The following is a 23,175-nucleotide window of genomic DNA, read 5'->3' on the forward strand; positions in this document are numbered from 1 at the left end:
AACACCCCTCGCTGAGCCTGCTCGATCCGTTGCTCCCGGGCCCGGGAAGCAGCGGATTGATCAGTGTCAGCGGGTGGGTGCGGCTAGGTTGCGGGGATGCGGATCTCCACCTTCCTCATGTTCCAGGGCGACGCCGAGGCCTGGCTCGACCTCGCGGTCGGGGCAATCCCCGGGTCGAGCGTCACGACGATCACGCGCTACGGCGCGGAGGGCCCGGGCGTCGAGGGATCCGTCGCCGCCTCGGAGGCGCTGATCGGCGGTCACGCCGTGCGCTGCTACGACAGCTTCGTCGTCCACGACTTCACCTTCACGCCGTCCATCTCGCTGTTCGTCGACCTCGACTCCGAGGAGCAGCACGCGGCCGCCCACGACCTCCTGGTGGACGGCGGCAGCATGCTCATGCCGCCGGGCGACTATGGCTTCAGCCGCTGGTTCTCCTGGATCCAGGACCGCTACGGCGTCTCCTGGCAGCTGAACGTGCCGTGAGCGGGATCGTCAGCGGCGAGCGGCTGGGCGCGGCCTGGGAGGACGCGCGCCTGGCCGCGTCGCGCGGCCGGGTGCAGGTGCGCGCGCTCCGCACCGTGGCCGAGCTGAACGAGGCCCGCGGGGTGTGGGACGCCGTGTGGCCCACGGTCCCCGGCGCCACCGAGATCACCGGCAACCTCATCCGCGCGATCGAGCACGCCGGCGGGTACGTGTCGGGTGCCTACGCAGACGGTGTCATGGTGGGGTCCTGCCTCGCCTTCCTCGGCCGCACCCGTGAGGACGCCGGCTGGCACACCCACCTGCACTCGCACATCGCCGCAGCCACGCCCGGCAACGCCGACCGTGGGGTCGGCACCGCGCTCAAGCTGCACCAGCGGGCATGGGCGCTCGAGCACGACATCGACCGCGTGGTCTGGACCTTCGACCCGCTGGTACGCCGCAACGCGCGGCTCAACCTGGTGAAGCTCGGCGCTGTCGCGGTGGACTACCTCGTGGACTTCTACGGGCGGATGGACGACGCGCTCAACGCCGGCGAGCCCAGCGACCGGCTCCTCGCCCAGTGGGACGTCGCGTCCGACCGCGTGGCCGAGGCTCTCTCAGGAGCCGTAGCGGCCTGGACGCGCGCCGACCTCCTCGCGGCGGGCGCGGCCGAGGCGCTCGTGGTCGGTGACGACGGCGAGCCGCGCGTCATCCCGGCGTCCGTGCGGACCACCCTCGTGGCGCTACCCGGTGACATCGTGGACATCCGCCGCCGCGACGGCGGCCTCGCCCGCGCGTGGCGCCTCGCTGTCCGCGAGGCCCTGGCTCCCGTGGGCGCGGGTGCGGCGTACGTCGTGGGTCTCACGACGGACGGCTTCTACGTGGTGGAGGAACGGGCATGAGGATCGAGAGGGTGGTGGTCCACCGGGCCGCGCTGCCGCTGGTGCGGCCGTTCCGCACGTCGTTCATGGTCGAACTCCACAAGGACGTCGTCCTCGTCGAGCTCACCACGGACGACGGCGTCACCGGCTGGGGCGAGTGCGTGGCGATGACCGCCCCGCTGTACAGCCACGAGTACAACGACGGCGCGATCGAGGTCATGCGCGAGTTCCTGCTCCCGCGGCTCCTCGGCGTCGACCTCGAGCTCGAGGACGTGCCCGCGCTGCTCGGCCCGGTGCGCGGCCACCCGATGGCCAAGGGCGCGCTCGAGCTGGCGGTGGCCGACGCCGCGCTGCGCATGCGGGGCCAGTCGTTCGCGTCGTACCTCGGGAGCGTCCGCGACCAGGTCGACTGCGGCGTCTCGGTAGGCATCCCGGCGGACGACTCCATCGACACGCTCGTGGCCGAGGTCGACGGCTACGTGGCCGAGGGCTACCAGCGCATCAAGCTGAAGATCCAGCCCGGCTGGGACGTCGTCCCCACGCGGGTGATCCGTGAGCGCTACCCGGACGTCCCGCTGCAGGTCGACGCCAACCAGGCATACGGCCGCGCCGACATCGAGCACCTGGCAGGGCTCGACGAGTTCGGGCTGCTCCTGATCGAGCAGCCGCTGCACGAGGACGACGTGCTGGGGCACAAGCTCATGGCCGAGCGCATGCAGACCCCCATGTGCCTGGACGAGTCGGTGCTCTCTGCGGAGAACGCCGAGTTCCTCATCGACTACGGCGCGTGCGAGGTCGTGAACATCAAGGCGGGCCGCGTCGGCGGGTATCTCTCGGCCAAGGCGATCCACGACCTCGCGCTCGCGCGCAGCGTCCCGGTGTGGTGCGGCGGGATGGTGGAGACGGGCATCGGCCGCGCAGCCAACATCGCCCTCGCGTCCCTCCCGGGCTTCACCCTGCCGGGCGACACGAGCGGCAGCGACCGCTTCTTCACGCGCGACGTCACGGAGCCGTTCGTGCTCGTGGACGGCCGGATCGACGTGCCGACAGGCCCCGGGCTCGGAGTCGCGCCGTTGCCCGAGGTGCTCGAGGAGCTGACCGTCGCTCGGCACGTGCTCGCCTGAGATCCCCCGTCCCCCAGCGATTTTGGCTCCTCACCCGTTCGTCCGATAGACGATGCACGACCTGCATCCGTGTATGCGCGAGGCGTAGCCTGGAGCCATTCCAGGAGGTACACGATGCGCCAGGACCAGAGGACCAGGAACGCCGACCGGACCCCCGGGGCGGCGGAGCGGGCGAAGGTGCGCCGGCTCACCGCTGAAGGGCAGCGGCTCCGTGCCTGCGACGCCGCGCGCGACCATCTCGCGCAGCCCGGCGCGGAGCAGGCCACCACGGTCGCCCGGCGTACCGCCTCGACCTGGCGCTGAGCGTCAGGGCGCCTTGTCCGCGACCGCAGCCACGCCGGTGATGCGCGCGACCGTGAACGTGCGCACCTCCGCCGTGCGCAGGTCGTACGCCGTGAGGAAGCCGCCGTCGAGCCGCAACGGCTCGACCACGCGCTCGGTCGCGGTGCCCGTGGAGTCGGCGTACCCGATCCAGATCGCCTTCTGACGGTCGAGGGCACCCCGAAGCTCGGCCATCGTCTCGCTCGTCGTCGACCGAGGGAGCCGTCCGCTGCCGCCGGACTCGGGCATGGCCGGCGGGCGGTGCGCGGCCGCGGTCTCGCCGGCGCGCAGTGCGCGGACGGCGGCTGACAGCAGGGCCTCGGTCGGGGCCGGAGGCTCGCCCGAGAGCCGCGGCGGCCTCGGCCGCGTGGGGGTGCGGCGCGAGTCACGACGGCGTACGACGACGGCGCCCTCCGCGTTCTCGGCGCTCGGTGCGTAGCCGGCCTCGCGCAGACGCTCGAGGACGAGGTCGATGGGGGACGCCGACACGATGACGGTGTCCGCGACGCGCGTGAGGCGCAGCGCGGCGAGCTTGCGGTCGGCGAGTGCTGCGGTGACGGTGGCCGGGTCGTCGCACCGGAGGTACGCCGTGGCCACGCCGACGCGCAGGGCGCCGTGGCGCCGCGCAGCGTCGTTGACGAGGTACTCGAGCGGCTGCGGCACGGGCGTGCGCGATCGCGCCGAGAGCATCGCGAGGATGTCGGTGGCGCTGCGCCCGGCGTCGAGGGCGCGACGGATGGTGGCCTCGGTGAACCGGTAGACGGTGGCTCCGCCGGTCGACTCGACGTCGGCCATCAGCGCGATCTCGCGCGCCAGGGCGCCCTCGAGCGGTCCGGGAGCGACCGCGGTGAGGTCGGCCTGCAGCAGCACGTGGTCGAGGGGCTCGGGCAGCACGGCGTCGACGGCGGCCGCGACCTCCGCGGGCACCGACGCGCGACCCGGCATCCGTGCCGCGGCGCGCGCCTCGTTCGACGCCTCGTCCGGAAGGGTGGACGTGAGCAGCATCCGACCGTGCGTCGACAGCGACCCGAGGCCCGTGATGCCGAGGCGCTCGGCCTCCTCGGGAACCGCCTCGACCACCGCCTGCCACAGGGGCGACGTACGGCGAGGGCGGCGCCAGCGCAGGCGCTCGAGCAGTGCGTGGTGCGACGGCGACTGCCCCGGCTCGAGGGCGACGAGCTCGTCGAGGACGGCGCGGCGGGCCTCGGGCGTGAGCGCGCGGTCGAGGTCGCGCGCCAGGGCGTTGACCCTCCCGCCGCCGTCGTCGCGCCCGGCCACGAGGACCGGTGTGCGGGTCATCAGCAGCCAGGTCTGGGCGAGCAGCGTCCAGCGCTCCGCTGTCGAGCGGGTCAGCCAGGAGTCGTAGGCGGGCGTGGGGCACCACACCTCGTCGAGCTCGCCGTCCGCCGCGAGAAGCCCTGCGGCGTAAGCGGTCTCGATGACGAGCGCGGCGCCTTCCTCGTCGACGTCGAGGCCGAGGGCGGTGCGCGTGAGGTCGCGGACGGCGAGGCCGCCGCTGCGCAGGACGGCGGGGGGCGCCGTGGACCACGCCTCGAGGAGGTCCTCGACCAGGCGCACGAACGAGAACGCCTGCTGGCCGGCCGTGCGGTCGACGAGGTTCGGCGTGCGGTCCGTGTGGTCGACCGACGGCGGGTGCGGCACGAGGTCAGGCACGAGCACGCCGCCGCGCAGGGGCAGTGCCACCTCGCGCGGCACGATCACGGTGTCGGCCGCGATCGGCTCGAGCAGGTGCCGAGCGAGGAGCCACTCGACGGGAGTGCGGGCCGACTCGACCGACACGGGTCGGTCCGCGCCCTCGACGCGGCCGACCGGCGAGGTCCAGAGCAGGCGCTCGAGCGCCTCGCGCGCGCCGTCCGGCGCCTCCGTGAGCGTGCGCTCGACCAGAGCCGGGTCGTCGGCGTACGGCGCGACACCGCGGCGTCCCTCGGCCATCGCGGGTCCGAGGCCGGCGGGGTAGGTGCCGAGCGCCTCGCGGACGGGTCGGACGAGGTGCAGATCGTGGTCGCGCCCCCAGAGCAGTGCGAGGACGCGCAGCCGGTCGACCACTCCGGCGACGAGCGCGGGGTCGACGTCGGGCAGGCCCTCCTGTAGCTGGCGGAGGTCGGCGGGCTCGCCGAGCGCGGCGAGCGCGGTGGTGACCTGCAGCGCGAAGACATCGAGGCGGTCGAGCGCGCGGGCGGCGGACGGGCCCGTCGTCGCGCGGGTCGCCAGCGCGCCGAGATCGGCCGGGACGGGGTGCACGAGGTCGGGGCGGGCGGCCAGCAGCGCGGCGATGGAGTCGTCGCTGCGCTGACGGAGGTCCTCGGCGAGCGAGCGCGGTGCCGGAGCGGCGGCGTCCGGGGCGGCGCCGGCGGCTGTCGGGCGCGCGGAGGCAGAGGCGCTGCGCCGACGCGGCGTCGCACCTCCCGCAGCGTCCGGCCGTCGAGTGGTCATCCGCCCAAACCTACGCGTGTCCCGGTCGAACCAGCGAACCGGCGAAATCGGCGCCATCCGGATCGGGCGATGAAGGGTGACTTCGTTGCGCTCTGAGCAACGAAGGGCCCCTTCATCGCAAACGGGGGAGGCGGGGGCGCATAGGGTCACGGGGTGCGCGTGATCGGGTTCGACCTCGACATGACGATCGTGGACTCGTCCGAGGCGATCGTCGACAGCGTCGCGGCCGTCGGCAGGCGCTGGGACGTGCCCATCGACGAGGGATGGCTGCGCGCGACCCTCGGCCTCCCGCTCGACCTCGTCTTCCCGCAGCTCGTCCCCGAGATCCCGTACGCCGAGGCCCTCGAGGTCTACCGCGCGCGCTACCTGAGCCACGGCCTCGCCATGCACGACGTCCTCCCGGGGGCGCGCGAGTCGCTCGAGACGGTCGTGGCCGACGGGTTCTCGATCCTCGTCGTCAGCGCGAAGAAGGACACGCATGTCCGGGCGGTGCTGCAGTCGGTCGATCTCGACCACCTCGTCGCCGAGGTCGTCGGCGAGCGCTTCGCCGAAGGCAAGTCCGAGTCGCTGCGCGAGTTCGCGGCCGAGGCCTACGTCGGCGACCACCCCGGTGACGTCCGCGGCGCCCTCGGGGCCGGAGCGGTCGCGATCGCGGTCGCGACGGGCCCCACGTCGGCGTCCGAGCTCGCAGCCGCGGGTGCGGACGTCGTGCTCGACGACCTGACCACCTTCGTGCCCTGGTGGCGCGCCTGGCTCGACGGCGCCGATGCGCCTGCGGAGGAGACGGCATGAGGCTGCTCGTGATCGGCGGCACCCGGTTCGTCGGCAGGCACGTCGTCGAGGCGGCGCTGCGGCGCGGCCACGAGGTCACGCTCGTCCACCGCACCGCCACCGATCTGTTCCCCGGTGCCGAGCACGTCCTCGCCGACCGCGACGGCGACCTCGGCGCGCTCGACGGCCGCACGTTCGACGCGACGGCCGACATCTGCGCCTACTTCCCGCGCCAGGTGCGCCACGTCGTCGACACCCTCGGCGAGCGCGCCGGGCGCTACCTGCTCATCTCCTCGACCTCGGTGTACGCCGAGCCCGCGGGCCCGGCGTTCGACGAGTCGTCGCCCACCGTCCTCGCCGCGGGAGACGACGTCGACGTCGTGACCGACTCGACGTACGGGCCGCTCAAGGTGGCCTGCGAGGAGGTGGCGCGCGAGCTGCTCGGCGACCGCGCCACCGTCGTGCGTCCGACGTACGTCGTCGGGCCGTGGGACCACACGCAGCGCTTCACGCACTGGGTGCGCCGGCTGTCCGAGGGCGGCGAGGTGCTCGGGCCGGGCAACCCCGGCGACCCGCTGCAGGTGGTCGACGCGCGCGACCTCGGGCGGTTCGTGGTCGACCTCCTCGAGAAGGACGTCGCCGGCACGTTCCACGCGGTGACGCCGCAGCCGCCGTACACGTTCGGCGACATGCTGGCCGACGTGCTCGCCGTGGTCGCGCCGTCGGGCACCACCATCACGTGGGTCGACCAGGCCTGGCTGCTCGAGCAGGGCGAGTCCGACGCCACGATCCCGCTCTGGGGCGGCGGCGACCCGTGGATCCTCGCGAACGCCGCGAGCCCGGCCGCCTCGGTCGCCGCGGGCATGAAGAACCGGTCGGTGCGCCAGAGCGCCGTCGAGGTGCTCGACCACCTGCGCGCAGGGCCCACGACCGGATCGGACCCCGGCATGACCCGTGAGCGCGAGGCCGAGCTGCTGGCCGCCTGGCACGCCCGCTGACCCGCCGTACCGCCCGCAGCCCGGTTCTCGGTTGGGGTGGTGGCGGGCTGGCCGATAGCCTGAGCGGACGCCATCGAGGCCCGGGGGGCCTCCTGACGACAGACGGGACGTGAGTGCGGTGCCGACCGGCAAGGTCAAGTGGTACGACAGTGAGAAGGGCTTCGGCTTCCTCGCCACCGAGGAGGGCGACGAGGTCTTCGTGCACGCCTCGGCGCTGCCCGCCGGTCTCGAGGCGCTCAAGCCGGGGTCGCGGGTCGAGTTCGGCATCGCCGACGGCAAGCGCGGCCCGCAGGCCCTGTCGATCCGGCTCCTCGACGCCCCGCCCAGCGTGGCCAAGGCTGCTCGCAAGCCCGCCGAGGACATGGCCGTGATCCTCGAGGACCTCATCAAGCTCCTCGACGGCACCTCGAACTCGCTGCGCCGTGGCCGCTACCCCGACGACAAGCACTCGCGGCAGATCGCGATGATGCTGCGCAAGGTCGCCGACGACATCGACGCGTAGCCGTACGCCCCGGAGCGAGACGAGGCCGCCGTCACCCGCGAGGGACGGCGGCCTCGCTGCGGGCGGGCGGGGCCGCCGGAGAGGGCCGCGTGGCACTCGGAGGGCCCCGTGGGCGAGGATGGCCCCGTGACCTCCCTGGATCTTGGCAACGCAGCCGCCGTGCTCGGCAACGCAGCCGCCGTCGACCTCGCCCGCGCAGCGGCGCTCGAGGTCGCCCCGGCCGCGCAGGTCGGCGAGCACGTGGGCGTCGTCGCAGATGCCGACCCCGACATCGCCACCCACCGGTTCGCCTGCCTCAACACCGCCTACGCCGGCTGGCACTGGTCGGTCACCGTCGTGCGCGTGCCCGGCGCGGAGACCGCCACCGTGTCCGAGGTCGTGCTGCTGCCCGGAGACGGCGCGCTGCTTCCCCCGCCCTGGGTGCCGTGGAACGAGAGGGTGCGCCCGGGCGACCTCGGCCCCGGCGACCTGCACCCCACTGCCCCGGACGACCCTCGCCTCGAGCCGGGCTACACCGGCGCGGACTTCCTCGAGGAGCTCGACGACCCGACGTACCCCGGCGTCGTCCTGCGCCCCGAGCAGTGGGAGCTCGGCCTCGGCCGTGAGCGCGTGCTCTCCGTGCTCGGCCGCGATCTCGCCGTCGAGCGCTGGTACGAGGGCGACCACGGCCCCGCGTCGGCCATGGCCAAGGGCGCGCCCGCGTCCTGCACGAGCTGCGGATTCCTGATGCCCATCGGCGGGCTCGTCGGTCAGGCGTTCGGCGTGTGCGCCAACCCCTTCGGTGCGGACGGCTCGGTCGTCTCGCTGGAGTACGGCTGCGGCGCGCACTCCAGCGTGCGCGAGATCGAGGGCACCGGGATCCCGGTCACCGAGATCGTCGTCGACGACTACGGCTTCGTCGAGGTGCACGCACGCGCGATGGTCGCCGACGCGACCGAGGACGAGGTGGTCACCTCGCAGGTCGTCATCGAGGACGGCGATGGCGGGGCAGACGTCGTGCTGCTCGACGACGAGGCGACGGGGGAGGACGTCGCCGACATCGCGCTCGACGACGACGACCTCGAGGCGGTGCACGAGATCGCCGACCCCGAGTCGCTGGTCGACGCGCACGACGACGAGGACGACGATCTCGAGGACGACGCGCAGGCGGAGACGCTCGAGGACGTGCTCGACCTCGACCCGGACGACCTCTAGCCGCTAGGCGTCGGGCGTGGCGGGCGTCGCTGCGCGTCGGTAGGCGTCGCGCCGGCGGCGTACGTACCAGAGCCCGGCCAGGCCGAGCACCGCGCCTGTGAGGCAGACCCAGGTCCACCAGCCGTTGCCGGCGTCGGCGAGCGGTCCGCGGAGGACGAGGCAGAGCACCAGCCCCACCGCCCAGGCCGCGGTGCCCACGGCCACGGCCCCCACGCCGTCGACGTCGAGGGGTGCCACCTCAGGGGTGGTGTCGGCGTCGGTCGGGGTGTCCTCCACGGGTGCAGGCTACCTCCGCGCGGCACGTAGGCTGACCGTCGTGGACCCCCGGACGCGACGCATGGTGACGCTCGGCGTCCTGGCCCTGTCGATCGCGCTCGTCGTGGCCGCAGCCGTGCTCAACCGCTGACCCGTCAGCCCACCTGGAGCAGCAGCACCTTCTGGCCCGGCTTCCAGGCGTCCGTGCTCGTGAACTGCACCGGCACGGTCTCTCCTGCCGGCACGTCGGTCACCCGCGCGGTGGTCGTGGCGATGTGCTCGCCGTCCACGTAGATGTAGAGGATCAGGTCGGCGCTGCGCGTGCCGGTCGAGGTGTTGCGCGCCGTGGTGTCGACACCGATCGCACCGGCGGTGTTGGTGATCCGCCAGGAGCCGAGCCGCCACCCGTCGGCGGAGGTCGTCGTGGTGGCAGGTGCCGGGGGCACGGATCCGGTCGCCGTGGGCGCCGCGGACGAGGTGGTGGGTGTCGGCTTCACCGAGGCCGACGAGTCGCTGGTCGGGGCCGGCGCGCTCGTGCTCGTCGTGGGCGTCGAGGTGCGGGACGGTGACGCCGAGGGTGAGGACCCGCCCGCGAGCCCCCACACAGCGCCGATGGCGAGGCCGGCCAGTGCGGCCAGCACGAGGGAGACGACCACGAGTGCGCCGGCGGGCATCGCGCCCTCGGCACCGTTCGGTCGGCGGATCACGCGCTCACCCTAGGCGGCGCCGTGCGCCGGAGTCACCGCTATCGCCGGGGACCGGCGTCGGCGGGCAGTGGCAGGATCAGGGGGTGACCACGCAGCCCAGCCTCGACAGCACCCGCCTCGGCACCGACGAGTACCTCGCCCATCTCGACGCCGACTTCGAGGCGATGCTCGAGGCGTCGACCGACCTCGGCGCCGAGGTCCCCGGCTGCCCCGGATGGGACGTCGCGGCGCTGCTCTCGCACGTGCTGGGGGTCTATCGCCACAAGCTCGAGACGCTGCGCACCGACGCGAACCCGGGCGACCGGTCCGAGGGCGGCTGGGGCGTCGTCCCCGAGGGCGTCGACGTGCGGGACGAGATCCGCACGACGTACGTCGAGCTCCGCGAGATCCTGTCGGCGCGCGACGCCGACGAGCCGACCTTCGCCTGGTGGCCGTCGGAGCAGACCGTCGGCTTCTGGCACCGGCGGATGGCGCAGGAGACCACTGTGCACCGCTGGGACGCCGAGTCGGCCACCGACGGGCCCGACGGCGCCGGCGACGTGCCGGAGGATCTCGCGGCCGACGGTGTCGACGAGCTGCTCGGCTGGCTGCGCTGGCCGTGGGACGACGTCCCGCAGCCCGGGGCGACAGGGCAGCGGGTGCTGGTGGCGGCCGACGACCACTCATGGACGGTCACGCTCAACGAGACCAGCGTCGAGGTGGTCGGCGGCGCGGGCGAGGCCGACGCGCTGGTGGCAGGCCCGGCGTCCGGCCTGCTGCTCTACCTGTGGGGGAGGCCGGGGGAGCATGGGATCGCGACCACCGGAGACGAGACGGCGATCCGCCTGCTGCGCGAGCGTCTCCTGATGGCGACGTCGTAGGTGGCGGCCCCCTGGCCCGACGTGCGCGCGGAGGTGCGCGCGCTCCTGCTCGACGACTCCCGGCTCGTGCGCGCGGTCGCGGCGGGCCGGCGTCGCGGTGTGCCGCTGGAGTGGAAGCGCGCCGAGCTGCGGCCGGTCGACCTCAAGGCCGGACGCCGGCTGCAGGTGGTGACGTACGACGAGCGTCAGGCGCACACCGCCAACCACGACGCCGACACCGCGCCCGCAGCGGTCGACGCGCTGCTCGACCAGGGCTTCGGCAACTGGCACCTCGAGACGGCCACCGACGTGATGCAGGTGCGCATCACCAAGAAGGGCGACGCGCAGGTGCACCGCGCACCGCGGGTCGACGCGGTCGAGGACGTCCCGGTCGCGCACGACCGCGCCAAGCCCCGGCTGCTCGACGTCGAGCACCCCGACGTCAAGGCCTACCTCATGGCGGTCGGCGTCGCCGACTCCCTCGGCCGCCTCAAGCCGACCAAGCAGGACAAGTACCGCCAGGTCGAGCAGTTCGTGCGGCTGCTCGACAGCGCGGTCGAGGACGCCCGCGTCGCACGAGCCCTGCGCGAGCCGACGCCCGAGAGCCCCTGGCGCGTCGTTGATCTCGGCTGCGGCAACGCCTACCTCACCATCGGGGCCTTCGTGTGGCTGGCGAAGGTGCGGGGCATCCCCGTGGTCGTGCACGGGGTCGACGTCCGCGAGTCGTTCGCCGAGCGCAACTCCTCGCTCGCCGCCCGCCTCGGCTGGAGCGACGGGCTCACCTTCGAGGCCGCGACCATCGCGGACGCCTCCGACGACCCGCGCGCGGACGTCGTCGTCGCGCTGCACGCGTGCGACACCGCCACCGACGACGCGCTCGCCCGCGCTGTGCGGTGGGAGTCGCCGGTGGTGCTGGCCGCGCCGTGCTGCCACCACGACCTGCAGACCCAGGTGACCCGCGCGTCGACCCCGTCACCGTTCGGCCTGCTCACGCGCTACGGCCTGCTGCGCGAGCGGTTCGTCGACGTGCTGACCGACGGCATCCGGGCGTCTCTGCTGCGGATCGTCGGCTACCGCGTCGAGACGGTCGAGTTCGTGAGCGACCAGCACACCCCGCGCAACCTCCTGCTGCGCGCCGTGCGCACGGGCGCCCCGGCCACGGCGACCGACCTCTCCGACTACGACCGTCTCGTCGACGAGTGGGCTGTGCAGCCCGCGCTCGCGACGCGCATCGAGCCGCAGCTGGTCGAGGCTCGCGCCCGGGCCAAGGCCTGATCCTCGTGCGCCGCACGGCATCCCGGGTGCTGCTCGCGCTGCTTGTCACCGTGCTGGCCACCGCTGCGGCTCCGGCGTACGCGGCGGACGACGCCGACGTCGTCTGCCGGATCACCGACGAGCGGCTCGCGGAGATCAGCGGCATCACGTGGTCGGCGAAGCACGACGGCGTGTGGTGGGTGCACGCCGACTCGGGCAACGGGCCGTACGTCTATGCGCTCGACGGCACGACCTGCGACGTTCTGGCCCGCGTGCGGGTGTCGAACATCGATGCGCGCGACCTCGAGGCGATCGGCACGGGGGTCGACCCGCAGGGCCGGAAGGTGCTGTGGCTGGCCGACATCGGCGACAACCGCGACTCGTGGCCCGAGGTGCGGCTGCACGCGATCCTCGAGCCCAGCAGGCTGGTCGACCAGCAGGTGCGGGCGACGACGTACCGCTTCAGCTACCCCGACCAGCCGCACAACGCCGAGGCGATCCTGGTGTCGCCGACCAGCGCCGAGGTCTGGGTCGTCACCAAGCAGCTCGCGCGCGGCGCGGTCTACCGCGTGCCGCTGTCGACGTCCGGCGTGGCGACGGCGAAGCGCGTCGGCGAGGTGGGCGGGCTCGTCACCGACGCCGCGATGGCGCCGGACGGCTCGCGCTTCGTGATCCGCGACTACTTCGCGGCCAAGCTCTTCGACGCGCCGGTGAGCGCCGCATCGTTGAAGGCCGGGACGCCCGTGGCTCTGCCCGACCAGCCGCAGGGCGAGGCGGTCTCGTTCACCCGCGACGGCAGCGCGCTCGTGGCGGCCTCCGAGGGCGACGACCGGTTGCTGCGCGTCCCGGTCGAGGCGGCAGCATCGCCCACGCCGTCCGGTTCCTCGTCCTCCGCCGATCCGTCGCCGACATCGACCTCGTCGCCCGCCGGGCCGTCTGACGACGGACCGGGCGCGCTGCGGCTCGGCCTCGCGGCGTTCGCGGTCCTGCTGGCGGGCGCCGGCGTCGTCGTGGCGTCCCGCCGGATGAGGCACTGACCTCCACGCCCGAGGGCATGCGCTGCGCCATGCTGGGCACGAACGGCTCGTCGGGCCGGTGAGGGGGAGCGGTGAGCAGGTACCAGTGGCGGTTCGTGTGGGCTGCGGTCGCGGCGTACGCCGTGGCCATCGCGATCCAGTGGGTGGGGCGTCCGCAGCTCAGCATGGAGTCCGGGGACACGACGTGGCTGATCCTCCAGTCGATGCTCGGGCAGATCGCGTTCTGGCTCGGCAACCTCTTCGCCGGCGGTGCCGTGCTGCTCGCCGTGCTGCGCTCGGACCGGGCCGACCAGTACGAGCTCGACTCGGACGAGCCGTTCGAGCCCGACGACACCGAGCCTGAGGGCCCCTTCGCCGGGATGATCGACTGACGCGTTCGGCCACCCGTGCGGCGGCCGGTCGGGCATCCTGGGCGCACGGCCGTTACGTCCGATGGGGGATTCGCCATGAGCGTCGACGTCGAGGCACCGACCACCGTTCCGCGCTCAGCCGCGGTGCGACCACGACGTGGCCGGTCGATCGCAGTGGCCGTGGTGGCCGCGCTGGCGCTCGGCCTCCTGGCGTCGGCGTACACCTACCGGCGCGCGGTGACCTCCGAGCGCGACAGCACGTTCATGGCCGTGCTGCAGGCGCAGTCGATGACGGCCTTCACGCAGATGCAGGCGGTGGGGTACGGGCAGGCGCCCGCTGACGCCGTGGTGATGTCCGAGGTCGTGGGCCTCGAGCTGCGCTACTACGAGCAGGGCCGCTCGATCACGGTGACCACGCCGAAGATGCGGCTGGGCTCACCGACGTCGTACGTCGTGCTCGACGCCGAGATGAGCAACGGCGACCTGCCCGGCTGGGTCGGCGACCGGTATACCTACGTGAGCATCCTGATGTTCGGCACCTACACGAACGACGAGAACGGGGCCTCCTCGGACGAGGGCAGCTGCATCCTCCGGGTGGGAAGCCCCTACGAGCCCGTGGCCACGGGCGAGCGCGTCGAGCTGCCCGGCGGCAGGACCGGAATGGCGTGCACTCCCGAGCAGCTCGCGACGTTCCGTATCAGCTAGCGGCCTGCGCGGGGATGCCTCCGACAGGCACTCGCCCGATCGCCACGAGGGCGATGCCCGTGGCCAGCAGCGCCGGCACGATGAGGAACGCGAGGTGGACGCCGATGGCGTCAGCGACGGCCGCGAGCGCGAACGGTGCGATGCCGCTCGCCGCCCCGGCCGCCACGGACGAGAGCCCCGCACCACGGTCGACCTGACCGCCGGACGCCAGCACCGCGCGGCTGATGGCCAGCGGCGACTGGAGGCCGAGCCCGAGACCGGTGATCGCGAAGCCGACGAGCATCGGCACCGGCGAGCTCGAGAGCCAGGCGATGGCGAACCCGAGGATCGACAGCGCCATCGTGCCGATGAGCACGCGGTCGGGCTCGAACCGGCCGACGACGACGCTGCCGCCGACCCGGCCGATCGCCATGCCGCCGACGATGGTGACGATAGAGGCCGCTGCGGCGGCCTCGCCGAGGCCGGCGCGGTCGCGCAGGAGGTCGCTGCCCCAGAGCATGAGCGAGAACTCGGTGCCCGCGCACAGCGCGAAGACGACGAACGCGTACCAGTAGAGCCGGGGCAGGGGAGCGCGCACCGTCGATGACGGTGCCGCGGCGTGGTGGTCGAGCTCGGTGTCGAAGTCCGAGAGGCGGCGTCCGCGCAGGAGCTCGAGCACCGCGAGCCCCAGGCAGGTGACGATCAGGCCCGGGCGCCAGCCCCAGCCGAGCCATACGCCGCCGCCGACAGCGAGCGGACCGAGGAGCCCCATCGTGGCGCCGAGCCCGTGCGCCTCGCTCATCGCGCGCGCGGAGGCGGCGACGTGGTGCGCCGGCAGGAACGCGTTGACGCCCACCATCGCGAACGTGCCGCCGCAGGCCGCGAGGAAGATCCCGAGCAGCGTGAGCGGCAGCGGGTCGAAGCCCGTGTAGATCAGGATGCCGCCGGCCATGAGGGCCGAGCCGAGCCGCAGCATCGCGCCGCGGCCCATCCACCGCACGAAGCGGGTCGCGGTGAGGCCGACGACGACCGATCCCACGGCCATCGCCGTGCCGTGCAGCGATGCCACCGAGCGGGTGTAGCCCTGCTCGTCGCGCAGCAGCGCGACGGTCGGGCCGAACGCGTAGAGGAAGTACCCGAACAGCCCGATGTTGAGGTACGACAGCCACGTCGGGCGGTCGCGCACGATGTCGCGCCGCGCCGTCGAGGCCACCTCAGTCATGCCGCCGCCCGCCGTACGCCCCCGCGCTGACACTGATCAAGCCGCTGCTTCCTGGGGCGGGAAGCGACGGATCGACCAGGCTGAGCGGAGGGGTGGTCACGAGAGGGCGGTCACCACGTGGTCGATCGACCTCGTGAGGCGACGCACGTCCTCGGGGTCGACCGACGGGAACATCGCGACGCGCAGCTGGTTGCGGCCGAGCTTGCGGTAGGGCTCGGTGTCGACGATGCCGTTGGCGCGCAGCACCTTCGCAACGGCGGTGGCGTCGATCGAGTCGTCGAAGTCGATCGTGCCGATGACCTGCGAGCGCAGCGCCGGGTCGGTGACGTAGGGCGTGGCGTAGGCCGACGCCTCGGCCCAATCGTAGAGCGCGTCGCTCGACTCCTTGGTGCGCGCGACGGTCCACGCGAGGCCCCCGTTGGCGTTGAACCAGTCGACCTGCTCGGCCATGAGCAGGATCGTGGCGAGCGCCGGGGTGTTGTACGTCTGGTCGAGGCGGCTGTTGTCGATCGCGGTCTGCAGGTCGAGGAACGCCGGGATGTAGCGGCCGCTCGCCTTGATCTCGGCGGCGCGCTCGACCGCCTTCGGCGACATGAGCGCGATCCAGAGGCCGCCGTCGGAGGCGAAGCACTTCTGCGGGGCGAAGTAGTAGACGTCGGACTCGGCCTGGTCGACGGCGAGGCCGCCGGCGCCGGAGGTCGCGTCGAAGAGCATGAGCGCGTCGGCGTCCGCACCTGCGACGCGGGTGGGTGTGATCGCGACACCGGTCGAGGTCTCGTTGTGCGGGGTGGCGTACACGTCGACGCCGGCCTCGGCGGAGAAGCTCGGTGCGCTGCCGGGGTCGGACGTGACGACGGTGGGCTCGCCGAGGAAGGGTGCGTCCTTCACGGCGGAGGCGAACTTCGAGCCGAACTCGCCGAACGTGAGGAACTGCGCGCGGTCGCGCACGAGGCCGAAGGCCGCGACCTCCCAGAACGCGGTCGAGCCGCCGTTGCCCAGCACGACCTCGTAGCCCTCGGGGAGGGAGAACAGGTCGGCGAGGCCCGCGCGCAGGCGGCCGACCTGGGACTTCACGGCCTTCTGCCGGTGCGAGGTGCCGAGGTACGAGGGCGCGATCGCGGCGAGCGCGGCCACCTGCTCCGGGCGCACCTTGCTCGGGCCAGCGCCGAAGCGGCCGTCGAGCGGGAGGAGGTCGGCGGGGATCGTGATCTGCGGGGTCTCGGTCACGGTGAGGCCTTCGTCTCGGGTGCGGCGCCCGCGCAGTGCGGTGCGCGGCGGTACGCCAAGCGTAGGAAGGCTGGGTCGGCGCCCGTCGCCGGGTTCCAGCCCGTGAGACGCCGACCACGTCCCACGAGCAGCGAGGCCCGGACCGTGACGGTCCGGGCCTCGTGGTGGCTGCTGCGCTCAGGCGGTCGGGTGGTAGCCGCTCGGGGCGACCATCTCGGCGTCCCAGCCGGGCACCGACTCGGGCTTGCGGGGCGCGGGGCCGACGTACCTCGCGCTCGGGCGGATCAGGCGGCCGGTGCGCTTCTGCTCGAGGATGTGCGCGCTCCAGCCCGCGAGGCGGGCGCAGGTGAACATCGAGGTGAACATGTGCGCGGGCACCTGGGCGAAGTCCAGGACGATCGCGGCCCAGAACTCCACGTTGGTCTCGAGCACGCGGTCGGGCCGGCGCTCGCGCAGCTCGGCGAGCGCGGCCTGCTCGAGGGCCACGGCGACCTCGTAGCGCGGGGCGTCGAGCTCGCGCGCCGTACGGCGCAGCACGCGGGCGCGCGGGTCCTCGGCGCGGTAGACGCGGTGGCCGAAGCCCATGAGGCGGTCGCCCTTGTCGAGGACGCCGCGCACGTAGTGGCGGGCGTCGCCGTCCTGCTCGACGCCCTCGATCATGGTGAGCACGCGGGCGGGTGCACCGCCGTGCAGCGGGCCCGACATGGCGCCGACCGCCCCCGACAGGGCTGCCGCGACGTCGGCGCCGGTGGAGGCGATGACGCGGGCGGTGAAGGTCGAGGCGTTCATGCCGTGCTCGGCCGCGGAGACGAAGTAGGCGTCGACCGCCTGCACGTGCTTGGGGTCGGGCTCGCCGCGCCAGCGGATGAGCATGCGCTCGACGACGGTCTCGGCCTCGTCGATGCGCGACTGCGGCACCATCGGCTTGCCGATGCCGCGTGCGCTCTGCGCGACGAACGACATCGCCATGACCGAGGCGCGGGCGAGCTCGTCGCGGGCCTTGTCGTCGTCGATGTCGAGCAGCGGCTCGAGGCCCCACGCCGGGGCGAGCATCGCGAGCGCCGACTGGACGTCGACGCGCACGTCACCGGAGTGGACCGGGATCGGGAACGGCTCGGCCGGCGGGAGGCCGGGGTTGAACTCGTTGTCGACCAGCAGGCCCCAGACATTGCCGTACGAGACGCGGCCGACGAGATCCTCGATGTCGACGCCGCGGTAGCGCAGCGCGCTGCCTTCCTTGTCCGGCTCGGCGATCTCGGTCTCGAAGGCGATGACGCCCTCGAGCCCGGGGACGAAGTCCGACATGCGCGTGCTCCCGTTCGTCGTGGCGCGCGAGGGGCACGCCGGTGTGCTGGCCGCTCCTGTGGGAGCGGCCGAGGAGGTGTCACCTCCGACGGCGCCGGGACCCGGTGGGATCCCCGCCGACGCTGCCCATCCTGGCAAACGGGGGTCCGCGGCGGGAGCGGAGGGCTGGATCCGTGGCATCCGGGCTGTGTGACGTGCGGCGCGGTGCCGCAGGTACGGCGTACCGCGCGGGCCGAGGCGGGGCGCGGGAGGATGGGGCCGTGAGCGACTTCGCGGCCGGGCCGCAGCACGACCTCGCGGGGATGCGGCTGCACTACGACCAGGGGCGGCTCGTCGAGGGCGACCTCGCGCCGACCCCGGGGGAGCAGTTCGCCCGGTGGCTGGCCGACGCCGTCGCCGCGGAGGTGGTCGAGCCGAACGCCATGGTGCTCGCGACGTCGGACGCCGACGGAGTGCCGAGCGGTCGCACCGTGCTGCTCAAGGCAGCGGACCCGCGCGGCTTCGTCTTCTACTCCAACCACCAGTCGCAGAAGGGGCGGGCGCTCGCCGCCAACCCGCGCGCCTCGCTGGTGTTCCCCTGGTACGCGCTCACGCGGCAGGTGGTCGTGGTCGGCGAGGTCGAGCAGGTGTCGCGCGAGGAGGCGCAGGCGTACTTCTCGTCGCGGCCGTACGGCTCCCGCCTCGGTGCCTGGGCGTCGGCGCAGTCGACCGTGATCGCCTCGCGCGACGTGCTCAAGGCGCGGTACGCCGAGCTCTCGGCGGTGTTCCCCGACACGGGGTCGGCCTCGGACGTGCCGCTGCCTGACGCGTGGGGCGGGTACGTCGTACGCCCGGTGTCGGTCGAGTTCTGGCAGGGCCGGCCCTCGCGCCTGCACGACCGCCTGCGCTTCGTGCGCCTCGACGAGTCCGCGCCGTCCGCCCTCGACGACCCCACCGCCTGGCGCACCGAACGCCTCAGCCCCTGACCCACTGCACTTCTCCGCCCTGAGGGCCGATCACGGCAGTTCGACTGCACCTTCTGACCCTTGCTCGTGATCTTCGACGTCGAGATCACGTCGTACGCCGGGGAGCCCGCTGGTCCGGCGGCACGTAGGGTCGGCGCTCGTGGCCCGCCTCTTCGCCGATCTCTCGCCCCTGCGGGCATCGGCCGACTACCGGCGGATCATCCTCGCGCACGGCGTCAGCAACATCGGGCAGCAGATGACGGCGGTCGCGGTCGGCATCCAGGTCTACGCGCTCACGCAGTCGTCGTTGGCCGTCGGGCTCGTCGGCCTGTTCCAGCTCGTGCCGCTCATCGGCTTCGGCCTCTACGGCGGCGCGATGTCCGACACGCACGACCGCCGCACGCTCGGGCTCGTCGCCGCGCTCGGCCTCATGGGCTGCGCCGGCATCCTGGTCGCGCAGTCGGCGCTCGGCCTCGGATCGGTCGCCGTGCTGTACGCCGTCGTCGCGATCCAGTCGGCGTTCTTCGCGATCGGGAACCCCGCACGCCAGGCGATCATCCCGCGGCTGATCGCGCCCGAGATGCTGCCGGCCGCGAACGCGCTCGGCATGCTCGCGTGGGGCCTCGGCTTCACCGTCGGGCCGCTCGTCGGCGGGTTCGTCATCGCAGCCACCGGCGGTGTCGCGTGGGCGTACGCCGCCGACCTCGTGCTGTTCACCGGCGTCGTCTACGCGATGTGGCGGCTGCGCCCCGTGCCTCCCGAGGCGGCTGCGGAGGACCGGCGTACCGGCTGGGCCGCGGTGGGCGAGGGCCTGCGCTTCCTGCGCGGCAAGCACAACCTGCAGATGTCGTTCTACGTCGACATCGCGGCGATGGTGTTCGGCATGCCGCGCGCCCTCTTCCCGGCGATCGCGGCGGCGATGTACGCCGACGACCCGAAGATGGCCGCGACGGCGGCAGGCATCCTGTACGCCGCGCCCGCCGCCGGTGCGCTCGTCTCCGGCGTGCTGTCCGGTCCGCTCGGGCGGGTGCGGCGGCACGGGCTCGCGATCGTGCTGTCGGTGTTCGCCTGGGGTCTCGCGATCGCGGTGTTCGGGCTCGTCAGCTGGCTGCCGCTCGCGGCGCTCATGCTCGCGCTGGCCGGAGCCGCCGACAACGTGAGCGCGGTGTTCCGGTCGACCATGCTGCAGTCGGCGACGCCGGACGAGTTCCGCGGACGCCTGCAGGGCGTGTTCACCGTCGTGGTCGCCGGTGGTCCGCGGCTCGGCGACGTCGAGTCCGGTGCTGTCGCCGCCCTGGCGGGCGAGCAGTTCTCGGTGGTGAGCGGCGGTGTCGCGTGCATCGCCATCACCGCGGCGCTCGTCGCGAAGTACCCCGGGTTCCTGGCGTACGACGCCGAGAACCCCGTGCCCTGACGCCGTCGGATCCGCTCTGCGGGACGGTCTCGGGTCAGAAAGCGCAGTCCAACTGCCGTGATCGACCCTCAGGGCCCACAGAGAATCGACCCTCAGGGCCCACAGAGAGAGGACGGAGCGCGCCCGTCAAGGGCGCGATCTGTCCTGAGCGGGTGGGATCGGGCCCTCAGGGGCGGTGGGTGAGCCAGGTGTGGAGGAGCTCGGCGGTGACGGCGTCGAGGTCGAGGCCGCGGCGTGCGGCCTCCTTCTCGGCGGCCTTGGCGAGCTTCTTCGGCAGCTTCACCTTGACCGTGGCGAGCGAGCCGGTCAGGAGGGCGGCGTCGGCCTTGGCGCGCTTCTTGGCCGCCTTGTCGGCGTTCTCCGCCGCTGCCGCAGCCGGGGCGTCGGTACGGCGCAGATGGTCCGAGGTGGTGCCGGAGAACCCGGTGCGCTTGCGCTTGTTCTTCACAGGAACCGCCGGCGGGGTCTGGTAGCGCTTGGACTTCTTCGGCGTCGCGGGGACGGCCGGCTCGGCCGCGATCTCGGCGGCCGCAGCGCTCGGGTCCGGCTCGGCCGGTACGGGTGTCGGCTTGGTGGCCTTCGCGGACCTGGCAGCGGCCGAGGCGGGCGCCGCACCTGCTCCGGCGGCCTTCGCCGGGGCGCGCTTCGCAGGAGCAGGGGTCTCTGCCGTGGCCGGCTCGGCGGTGCGGGGCGTGCGCGGGCGGCGCACGGGCTGCGGTGCCGCGGGGTGGACGTCGGCGTCCTCGGCCTTGCGCAGCGCCGGGCGGGGGGTGGGGTTGGTCATGAGGAGTCCGTCCCTGTCGAGGTGAGGGTCGTGGGCAGGTGCCCGAGCTCGGCCACGCCGCGCCCCGCCTCGGCCAGCAGCAGGTCGAGCAGGTCGTCGAACGCGTCCGCCGCCTCGCGGGCGCCGGAGGACCGCCAGGCCTGCACCGGCACGCACGCGCCCTGGGCCTGCTGCAGCGCCGTCCGGTCGGGCACCGTCACCGGCAGGAGCAGCGTCGGGTAGTGCTCGGCGAGCTCGGCGAGGCGGTACGCGTGCTCGCTCGTCTGCGGCCGCGCGCGGTTGACGACGACCCCGGCGGCACGCAGCACGAGGTTGTTCGAGCCGCGCACCACCTCGATCGCCTCGAGCGCCGCCGCGGCACCGGGCAGGGCGAAGAACGACGGCTCGGTCACGACGAGCGCGAGCCGTACGGCGGCGAGCGCGTTGCGGGTGAGCTCGCCGAGCGACGGCGGGCAGTCGACGAGCACGACGTCGTACCGGTCGACCACGCCCTCGAGGGCGATCCGCAGCCGCAGCGCCGAGTCACGGCCCTCGGGCACGGCGCGGTGCTCCAGCGCGCGCTCGGAGGGCAGCACGTCGACGCCCGCGCCCCAGGACGACGGCACGATCGCGTCGGCGGCCACGCCGGGCCGGGCGTCGGCCAGCACGTCGTTGGTCGTGTACGCCGTGGACGCGGGATCGAGCGCGGCGGTCGCGTTGGCCTGCGGGTCGAGGTCGACCACCAGCACCCGGAGACCGCGCTCCCAGGCCGCGCCGGCCAGGCCGAGCAGGGTCGTGGTCTTGCCGACCCCGCCCTTCTGGGCGACGACGGCGCAGGTCAGGGGTGCGCGTGTGCTGCTGGCAGCCATGGCACCTCCCCGGACTCGTCGTCGCCCGGCATCGTCCCACGTCAGGGGGTTCCTCGGCATCCACGCCGCACGCGCCGCGGCTACTCCTCCTTGAGCGCGGCGTACCGGCGCAGCGACTCCTCGCGCTCCTCGGCGTGCTCGACGATCCGCGGCGGGTAGTCGGGCGCGAGGAGCGGCGCGTCCCACGGCTCGTGCGCGTCCTTCCCGGCGAGGCCCCGCAGCTCGGGCACGTAGCGGCGCACGTAGTCGCCATCGGGGTCGAAGCGCAGGCCCTGCGTGACCGGGTTGAAGATGCGGAAGTAGGGCGAGGCGTCGGTGCCGCTGCCCGCGACCCACTGCCACCCCTGCTGGTTGCTCGCGAGGTCGCCGTCGCGCAGGTGCTGCAGGAACCAGCGGGCGCCGCGCTGCCACGGCACGTGCAGGTCCTTGACCAGGAAGCTCGCCACGACCATGCGCACGCGGTTGTGCATCCAGCCCTCGGCGAGCAGCTGGCGCATGCCGGCGTCGACGAACGGGTAGCCGGTGCGGCCCTCGGTCCAGGCCAGGAATCGCTCGTCGGCGAGCGGCCCGGAGTCGTGCTGCATCCGCGCGAACCTCGGGTCGAGCCACGTGCGGGCGGACTCGGGCGCGGTGCAGAGGACGTCCGCGTAGAACTCGCGCCAGGCGATCTCCTTGCGGAACACCTCGTGCCCCCGCGAGTCGTCGAGGTCCGCGAGCAGGGTGCGCGGGTGGATCTCGCCCCACTTGAGGTGCGTCGACAGGCCCGATGTCCCCGCGAGGTCGGCCCGGTCGCGGAGGTCGGCGTACGACGCGAGCCCGTCCGCCCGGAAGGCCTCCCAGCGGTCGTGCGCGGCCTCCTCCCCGGACGGCGGCAGAACGGTGATGCCGAGGTCGGGCTCGTCGGGGATCCCGTCGGTCGCGAGCGGGCCCGTGCCGTCCCGTCGCCAGGCCGGCCAGCGCTCGGGGTCGGGCGCGGGCGCGCGCCACCCGTGCGCGAGCCAGGCACGGAAGAACGGGGTGTAGACGCGGTAGGGCGTGCCGTCGCCCTTGCGCACCCGCCCCGGTGCCACGGCGTACGGCGACCCGGTGGCGACCAGCTCGCGACCGGCGCCGGCGAGGGCCGACGCGACCGAGGCGTCCCGCCGGACGCCGTACGGCGCGAAGTCGGCGGCGACGTGCACGGTGCGGGCCCCTGCCGCGGCGGCGACCTCGGGCACGACGTCGAGCGGGTCGCCGTGGCGCACCACCAGCCGGCCGTCCAGCGACTCGTCCAGCGCGTTCAACGACCGCACGAGGCAGGCGCGGCGCACGGCGCCGGCCGGGTCCCACAGGGTGCGGTCGAGCACGAACAGCGCCACGACCTCGTCGTCGCCGTCGGTGCGCGCCGCCTCGAGGGCCGCGAGCAGCGCCGGGTTGTCGTGCCGGCGCAGGTCTCGTCGGAACCACAGGACGCTCGGCATGCTGCCGAGGCTAGGTGCGCCGCGAGCCGGGCGCAGGTCGGGACGTGACCAGGACGACTCGGGGTTAGGTGAGGGAACGCTGCGACCCGACGGGCAGTAGGACAAGATGGGCGACGAGTTGATCTGCCCGGGCAC

The 23,175-nt window shown here is 73.7% G+C and carries 24 protein-coding genes; 15 read left to right on the top strand and 9 right to left on the bottom strand.

Features of this window, described 5'->3' with window-relative positions; genetic code table 11:
* Positions 1 to 96: 96 nt before the first annotated feature.
* The 4 genes from ACFQGU_RS01850 (at position 97) to ACFQGU_RS01865 (ending at position 2,773) form a co-directional block, all read left to right on the top strand.
* Positions 97 to 486 carry a VOC family protein gene (locus tag ACFQGU_RS01850; RefSeq protein ID WP_386763647.1) on the top strand — a complete coding sequence of 130 codons (390 nt, stop codon included), beginning with the start codon at positions 97 to 99 and terminating at the stop codon, positions 484 to 486.
* Entirely contained in the window at positions 483 to 1,367 is an 885-nt protein-coding gene (locus tag ACFQGU_RS01855; RefSeq protein WP_386763648.1) for a GNAT family N-acetyltransferase, read from the top strand. Before ACFQGU_RS01850 ends, ACFQGU_RS01855 begins: the two co-directional genes overlap by 4 nt.
* Positions 1,364 to 2,470, top strand: a complete 1,107-nt coding sequence (gene menC / locus ACFQGU_RS01860) for an o-succinylbenzoate synthase (RefSeq protein ID WP_386763649.1) — start codon at positions 1,364 to 1,366, stop codon at positions 2,468 to 2,470. Before ACFQGU_RS01855 ends, menC begins: the two co-directional genes overlap by 4 nt.
* Positions 2,471 to 2,584: 114 nt before the next feature.
* Positions 2,585 to 2,773 (top strand): hypothetical protein, encoded by a 189-nt coding sequence (locus tag ACFQGU_RS01865; RefSeq protein ID WP_386763650.1) that lies wholly within the window; start codon positions 2,585 to 2,587, stop codon positions 2,771 to 2,773.
* A gap of 3 nt (positions 2,774 to 2,776) precedes the next feature.
* Here the strand turns inward: ACFQGU_RS01865 and ACFQGU_RS01870 are convergent, their stop codons facing one another.
* Positions 2,777 to 5,245: a helicase-associated domain-containing protein gene (locus ACFQGU_RS01870; RefSeq protein ID WP_386763651.1), complete on the bottom strand. Its 2,469-nt coding sequence runs from the start codon at positions 5,243 to 5,245 to the stop codon at positions 2,777 to 2,779.
* A gap of 153 nt (positions 5,246 to 5,398) precedes the next feature.
* On the opposite strand from ACFQGU_RS01870, the gene ACFQGU_RS01875 reads away from it, so the two are divergent.
* The 4 genes from ACFQGU_RS01875 (at position 5,399) to ACFQGU_RS01890 (ending at position 8,710) form a co-directional block, all read left to right on the top strand.
* The gene (locus tag ACFQGU_RS01875) at positions 5,399 to 6,037 is read left to right on the top strand and encodes an HAD family hydrolase (RefSeq protein WP_386763652.1); all 639 of its coding nucleotides are present in this window, start codon (positions 5,399 to 5,401) and stop codon (positions 6,035 to 6,037) included.
* Complete coding sequence (locus ACFQGU_RS01880; protein WP_386763653.1) at positions 6,034 to 7,014, top strand: NAD-dependent epimerase/dehydratase family protein; 981 nt, start codon at positions 6,034 to 6,036, stop codon at positions 7,012 to 7,014. The genes ACFQGU_RS01875 and ACFQGU_RS01880 overlap by 4 nt, the downstream gene beginning before the upstream one ends.
* Positions 7,015 to 7,132: 118 nt before the next feature.
* Entirely contained in the window at positions 7,133 to 7,516 is a 384-nt protein-coding gene (locus tag ACFQGU_RS01885; RefSeq protein WP_386763945.1) for a cold-shock protein, read from the top strand.
* Positions 7,517 to 7,642: 126 nt separating this feature from the next.
* Positions 7,643 to 8,710 (top strand): DUF3027 domain-containing protein, encoded by a 1,068-nt coding sequence (locus ACFQGU_RS01890; RefSeq protein WP_386763654.1) that lies wholly within the window; start codon positions 7,643 to 7,645, stop codon positions 8,708 to 8,710.
* Positions 8,711 to 8,713: 3 nt separating this feature from the next.
* Here the strand turns inward: ACFQGU_RS01890 and ACFQGU_RS01895 are convergent, their stop codons facing one another.
* A complete protein-coding gene (locus ACFQGU_RS01895; RefSeq protein WP_386763655.1) occupies positions 8,714 to 8,986 on the bottom strand; it encodes a DUF2530 domain-containing protein in 273 nt (90 codons plus the stop codon).
* A gap of 134 nt (positions 8,987 to 9,120) precedes the next feature.
* Entirely contained in the window at positions 9,121 to 9,672 is a 552-nt protein-coding gene (locus ACFQGU_RS01900) for a hypothetical protein (protein WP_386763656.1), read from the bottom strand.
* 83 nt (positions 9,673 to 9,755) lie between these two features.
* Between ACFQGU_RS01900 and ACFQGU_RS01905 the strand changes: the two genes are divergently transcribed.
* The 5 genes from ACFQGU_RS01905 to ACFQGU_RS01925 all read left to right on the top strand — a co-directional run bounded on the left by ACFQGU_RS01905 (position 9,756) and on the right by ACFQGU_RS01925 (position 13,857).
* Positions 9,756 to 10,532 (top strand): maleylpyruvate isomerase family mycothiol-dependent enzyme, encoded by a 777-nt coding sequence (locus ACFQGU_RS01905; protein ID WP_386763657.1) that lies wholly within the window; start codon positions 9,756 to 9,758, stop codon positions 10,530 to 10,532.
* The gene (locus ACFQGU_RS01910) at positions 10,533 to 11,786 is read left to right on the top strand and encodes an SAM-dependent methyltransferase (RefSeq protein ID WP_386763658.1); all 1,254 of its coding nucleotides are present in this window, start codon (positions 10,533 to 10,535) and stop codon (positions 11,784 to 11,786) included. It abuts the gene before it with no gap.
* Positions 11,787 to 11,791: 5 nt separating this feature from the next.
* Complete coding sequence (locus ACFQGU_RS01915) at positions 11,792 to 12,802, top strand: WD40 repeat domain-containing protein (RefSeq protein WP_386763659.1); 1,011 nt, start codon at positions 11,792 to 11,794, stop codon at positions 12,800 to 12,802.
* Between the two features lie 71 nt (positions 12,803 to 12,873).
* Positions 12,874 to 13,173: a hypothetical protein gene (locus ACFQGU_RS01920; RefSeq protein WP_386763660.1), complete on the top strand. Its 300-nt coding sequence runs from the start codon at positions 12,874 to 12,876 to the stop codon at positions 13,171 to 13,173.
* A gap of 75 nt (positions 13,174 to 13,248) precedes the next feature.
* Positions 13,249 to 13,857: a hypothetical protein gene (locus ACFQGU_RS01925; protein WP_386763661.1), complete on the top strand. Its 609-nt coding sequence runs from the start codon at positions 13,249 to 13,251 to the stop codon at positions 13,855 to 13,857.
* On the opposite strand, the gene ACFQGU_RS01930 is transcribed toward ACFQGU_RS01925, so the two are convergent.
* The 3 genes from ACFQGU_RS01930 to ACFQGU_RS01940 all read right to left on the bottom strand — a co-directional run bounded on the left by ACFQGU_RS01930 (position 13,850) and on the right by ACFQGU_RS01940 (position 17,590).
* On the bottom strand, positions 13,850 to 15,058 hold the full coding sequence (locus ACFQGU_RS01930) for an MFS transporter (protein ID WP_386763662.1): 1,209 nt from the start codon (positions 15,056 to 15,058) through the stop codon (positions 13,850 to 13,852). The two genes, ACFQGU_RS01925 and ACFQGU_RS01930, sit on opposite strands and share 8 nt — an antisense overlap.
* 96 nt (positions 15,059 to 15,154) lie before the next feature.
* Positions 15,155 to 16,285 carry a phosphoserine transaminase gene (gene serC / locus ACFQGU_RS01935; RefSeq protein ID WP_386763663.1) on the bottom strand — a complete coding sequence of 377 codons (1,131 nt, stop codon included), beginning with the start codon at positions 16,283 to 16,285 and terminating at the stop codon, positions 15,155 to 15,157.
* 177 nt (positions 16,286 to 16,462) lie between these two features.
* Positions 16,463 to 17,590, bottom strand: a complete 1,128-nt coding sequence (locus ACFQGU_RS01940) for a citrate synthase 2 (RefSeq protein WP_386763664.1) — start codon at positions 17,588 to 17,590, stop codon at positions 16,463 to 16,465.
* A 260-nt stretch (positions 17,591 to 17,850) separates the two neighbouring features.
* On the opposite strand from ACFQGU_RS01940, the gene pdxH reads away from it, so the two are divergent.
* The gene (pdxH, locus tag ACFQGU_RS01945; RefSeq protein WP_386763665.1) at positions 17,851 to 18,555 is read left to right on the top strand and encodes a pyridoxamine 5'-phosphate oxidase; all 705 of its coding nucleotides are present in this window, start codon (positions 17,851 to 17,853) and stop codon (positions 18,553 to 18,555) included.
* A gap of 139 nt (positions 18,556 to 18,694) precedes the next feature.
* Positions 18,695 to 19,948, top strand: a complete 1,254-nt coding sequence (locus ACFQGU_RS01950; protein WP_386763666.1) for an MFS transporter — start codon at positions 18,695 to 18,697, stop codon at positions 19,946 to 19,948.
* Between the two features lie 166 nt (positions 19,949 to 20,114).
* Here ACFQGU_RS01950 and ACFQGU_RS01955 read toward each other — a convergent pair whose 3' ends face one another.
* The 3 genes from ACFQGU_RS01955 to ACFQGU_RS01965 all read right to left on the bottom strand — a co-directional run bounded on the left by ACFQGU_RS01955 (position 20,115) and on the right by ACFQGU_RS01965 (position 23,040).
* A complete protein-coding gene (locus ACFQGU_RS01955) occupies positions 20,115 to 20,732 on the bottom strand; it encodes a hypothetical protein (protein WP_386763667.1) in 618 nt (205 codons plus the stop codon).
* Complete coding sequence (locus ACFQGU_RS01960; RefSeq protein ID WP_386763668.1) at positions 20,729 to 21,580, bottom strand: ParA family protein; 852 nt, start codon at positions 21,578 to 21,580, stop codon at positions 20,729 to 20,731. Before ACFQGU_RS01960 ends, ACFQGU_RS01955 begins: the two co-directional genes overlap by 4 nt.
* Positions 21,581 to 21,660: 80 nt before the next feature.
* Positions 21,661 to 23,040, bottom strand: coding sequence for a cryptochrome/photolyase family protein (locus ACFQGU_RS01965; protein ID WP_386763669.1), 1,380 nt, complete (start codon positions 23,038 to 23,040; stop codon positions 21,661 to 21,663).
* Positions 23,041 to 23,175 lie beyond the last annotated feature (135 nt).

Origin of the sequence: Longivirga aurantiaca (assembly GCF_042660085.1) — a bacterium.
Classification (GTDB): Bacteria; Actinomycetota; Actinomycetes; order S36-B12; family CAIYMF01; genus Longivirga; species Longivirga aurantiaca.